At 71.0% G+C, this 3,747-nt stretch carries 3 protein-coding genes; all 3 read right to left on the reverse strand.

All coding sequences use genetic code 11. The features are described 5' to 3' along the window. Positions 1-154 precede the first annotated feature (154 nt). Genes ABZY57_RS32300 through ABZY57_RS32310 form a run of 3 tightly spaced genes read right to left on the reverse strand, consistent with a single transcriptional unit; the run spans position 155 to position 3,558 of the window. The gene (locus ABZY57_RS32300; RefSeq protein WP_356518037.1) at positions 155-1,645 is read right to left on the reverse strand and encodes a glycoside hydrolase family 3 protein; all 1,491 of its coding nucleotides are present in this window, start codon (positions 1,643-1,645) and stop codon (positions 155-157) included. Positions 1,646-1,651: 6 nt separating this feature from the next. Beyond that, entirely contained in the window at positions 1,652-2,488 is an 837-nt protein-coding gene (locus ABZY57_RS32305; RefSeq protein ID WP_356518041.1) for a carbohydrate ABC transporter permease, read from the reverse strand. A 47-nt stretch (positions 2,489-2,535) separates the two neighbouring features. Beyond that, positions 2,536-3,558: a sugar ABC transporter permease gene (locus ABZY57_RS32310; protein WP_356518039.1), complete on the reverse strand. Its 1,023-nt coding sequence runs from the start codon at positions 3,556-3,558 to the stop codon at positions 2,536-2,538. Positions 3,559-3,747: the final 189 nt, after the last annotated feature.

A 3,747-nucleotide genomic window follows, 5' to 3' on the forward strand; every position in this document is an offset into this window, starting at 1 on the left:
ACACCACCCGCCCGCGGCTGTGTCGCACCCCGCCTCGCCCTTCTCCCGGCCTCCCGGCGGCCACCCCGGGGCGCCCCGGCCCTTCTGCCGTACCCGGACGCGGCGGAGCCGGGCACCCCCGTGACGGGTGCCCGGCTCCGGTCCCCCCGCCCGGTCAGACGCCCGCGATGATCTCCGCGGCAGCGCGCCCGCAGACCCGGGCGGCCCCGTGCGTCGCGATGTGCAGCGCACCCCGCGGCTCGGCCCGCGGCAGGCCCATCTCGACCACGATCGTCTCCGGCCGCGCCGCGACGAGCGCGTCCAGGGCCTCGGTCATCCAGGGGTGCCGGTGCGCGTCGCGGACCACCGCGACGACGGTGCGGTTCCCCGCGGCGGCCAGGATGTCGGCGGCGGCGGACCCCTGCGGGTACACGCCCGACTCGGTGCCCGGGATCAGCGCGGACACTTCCCCGGCCACCCCCCACGGGGTCTCGTCGCCGACCGCGATGTTCGCGACGGGGGTGAGCGTGGCGATGTACGGGGCGTTCACCGGGGCGGCCGCGGCGGGCGAACCCGTCACCACCACCGCGCGGCGGGCCGCGGCCAGGCCTATGCCGGGCGCGCTGCTCCCCTCCGGCCGCGCGCCCTGACGGACCCGGCGGGTCCACTCGGCCAGCGACCGGACCCGGGCGGCGGCCTCGGCGAGGCGCTCCTCCGGGAGCGAGCCCTCGCGGACGGCCGCGACCAGCGCGTCGCGCAGCCTCAGCACGGTGCCCTCGTCGGCGAGCCCGCCGCCGACGCAGATGGCGTCGGCGCCGGCCGCGATGGCCAGCACCGAGCCGCGCTCGATGCCGTAGGTCCCGGCGATGGCGTTCATCTCCATGCCGTCGGTGACGATCAGGCCCTCGTAGCCGAGCTCCTTGCGCAGCAGACCGGTCAGGATCTGCGGGCTGAGGGTGGCCGGGCGGGTCGGGTCCAGGGCGGGCACCAGGATGTGGGCGCTCATGACGGCCTTGGTGCCGGCCTCGATGGCGGCCCGGAAGGGTACGAGTTCCCGCGCGGCCAGGGTGTCGAGGTCCGCGTCGATGCGCGGCAGCGCGTGGTGCGAGTCGACGTTGGTGTCGCCGTGACCCGGGAAGTGCTTGGTGCAGGCGGCGACGCCGGCGGCCTGGAGGCCCTCGACGTACGCGGCGGTGTGCCGGGCGGCGAGGTGGGTGTCGGCGCCGAAGGACCGTACGCCGATGACCGGGTTGTCCGGGTTGGAGTTCACGTCCGCGGACGGGGCCCAGTTGAGGTTGACCCCGCACTCGGCGAGCCTGCGGCCCAGCTCGCGGGCGACGTCGCGGGTCAGGTCCACGTCGTCCACGGCGCCGAGGGCCAGGTTGCCGGGGAAGGAGGAACCGCCCCGGACCTCCAGGCGGGTGACGTCGCCGCCCTCCTCGTCGATGGCGACGAGGACGTCGTCCCGCTCGGTGCGCAGCTGCGCGGTCAGCGCGGCGAGCTGCTCGGGCGAGGTGATGTTGCGGCCGAAGAGGCCGACGGCTGTGAGGCCTTCCGCGACCTGGCGGAGCAGCCAGGCGGGGGCGGTGGTGCCCTCGAAGCCGGGCTGGAGGACCGCGAGGGCGTCCCGGGTCAAGGTGTCTGTGCGGTGCGCAAGGACAGTCATGGGCCGTTATCCCTTCACGGCGCCGGCGGTCATGCCGCCGACGGCCTTGCGCTGGAGGAAGACGAAGATGAGCAGCACCGGGACCGCGAAGAGCGAGGAAGCGGCCATGGTGGCGCCCCAGTCGTTGCCGAAGGCCGTCTGGAACTGGGTCAGCCACAGCGGCAGGGTCTGCGCGGTCTTGTCCTTGTGCAGGATCAGGACCATCGCGAACTCGTTCCAGGCGGTGATGAAGCCGAAGAGCGAGGTGGACATCAGGCCGGGGGCCAGCAGCGGGAAGATCACCTTGCGGAAGGCCTGGCCGCGGGTGCAGCCGTCGATCTGGGCGGCTTCCTCCAGGGTCACCGGGACCGCGGCGATGAAGCCGCGCAGGGTCCAGATGGTGAAGGGCAGGACCATCACGAAGTAGATCGCGGTCAGCACGCCGAGGTTGTTCAGCATCTCGGCCTCGCGGACGATCATGTACATCGCGATGACCATGACCTCCCAGGGCGCCATCTGGGCCAGCATCACGGCGAGCACGAGGCCCTTGCGGCCCTTGAACTTCATCCGGGCGATGGCGAAGCTCGCGGCGAGGGCGACGAGCAGGGCCAGCGCGACGGCTCCGACGGTGACGATCAGGCTGTTCGTGACGTAGGTCCAGAACAGGTCGACACCGGTGGCCTTGGTGAAGTTGTCCAGCGTCGGGGTGAAGACGAAGACGGGGTCCTTGGAGAGGATCTCGCTGGACGGCTTGAGCGCCGAGGAGAACATCCAGTAGACGGGGAAGAGGAAGAGGAGGGCCAGGAGCAGGGCGCCGAGGTTCTTGGCGACGGCTCCGGGACGGACCGGCCGGCGGTTGCGCAGCTGTGCGGGCTTCGCGGACGGCGCGGGCTTCGGGGCGGTGGTGGTGGTCACTGCTCCTCCTCCTGCTTCAGGATCAGACGGAAGTAGAAGGACATGACGATCACGAGCATCAGGATCGTCAGGACGGAGATCGCCGCGGCCAGGCCGTAGTGGAACTGGCTCTGGCCCTCGACGTAGGCGAAGACGGGCAGGATCTCGGATCCCCGGTCGGGACCGCCTGCCTTCATCGCGTACACCTGGGTGAAGGCCTTGAAGACCCAGATCACCTCGAGGAACGTGGTGACGAGGAAGAACGACTTGAGGTTCGGGAAGACGACCTTCCAGAAGGTCTGCCAGCCGTTGGCGCCGTCCATCCGGGCCGCCTCGTACAGCTCGCCGCTGACGGTGGTCAGACCGGCGTACATGTTCAGGGCGACGAAGGGGATCGAGCCCCAGACCACCAGGACCGTCACGATCACGAGGGTGGCGAAGCCGGTCCCGAACCAGTTGTGCTGCTCGTAGCCGGAGAAGCCGAGCGAGCGCATCACCCAGTTCATGACGCCGAACTGCTCGTCGAACAGCCACTGGAAGACGGTCACGGAGGCGACGATCGGCATGGCCCAGGCCATCACCAGCGCCATCGACAGGACCAGGCGCATCCACTTGCCGAGCCTGTTCAGCAGGATGCCGATGAGGCTGCCGATGATCATGATCAGCGCGACATTGGCCGCGGTGAAGGCGAAGCTTCGGACCACGACGGTCCAGAACTGCGAGTCGCCCAGCAGCTGGGTGTAGTTGTCCAGACCGGTGAACGGCGACTTCCGCTGGATGAACTCGATCTTGTCGACCTTCTGGAACGACAGGATGATGTTCTTGACCAGCGGATACAGCAGCAGGCCCGCCATGCTGAGCACGGCCGGCCCGACCAGGAGGTAGGGCCACCACCCTGCAGGGAGCGACTTTCTGCCCCCGCGAGGAGACGTGGACGCTCCCTTGGCTCCGGCGGGCGGCGGCGTCTCGGCCACCCGTACGGACTTCTGTGGTGCGTCCTGTGGAGCGGAGGTCGCCGCTCCCTGGGAGTGCACGGTCATGTCTGGCTTCCTCGCGGTTGACTGTGGCGACCCGTACCCGCTTCCCCGCTCGGAGCAGGCGGCGCTTACTTGTGTCAATGCGCGACCGGGGGCGCGGCGGGGGGGGGGGGGGGCCCCCCCCCCCCCCCCCGCGCCCCCCCCCGCAGGGGGAACGGGGGGGGGGGGGGAGGTAAAGGGGGGGGCCGGCGA

The sequence above is a fragment of the Streptomyces sp. NPDC006450 genome, from assembly GCF_040612195.1.
Taxonomy (GTDB): domain Bacteria; phylum Actinomycetota; class Actinomycetes; order Streptomycetales; family Streptomycetaceae; genus Streptomyces.

What these genes read in the sequence shown, in the direction of transcription:
- ABZY57_RS32300 (WP_356518037.1), bottom strand. Translation starts at nt 1,645, where the DNA reads ATGACTGTCCTTGCGCACCGCACAGACACCTTGACCCGGGACGCCCTC.
- ABZY57_RS32310 (WP_356518039.1), bottom strand. Translation starts at nt 3,558, where the DNA reads ATGACCGTGCACTCCCAGGGAGCGGCGACCTCCGCTCCACAGGACGCA.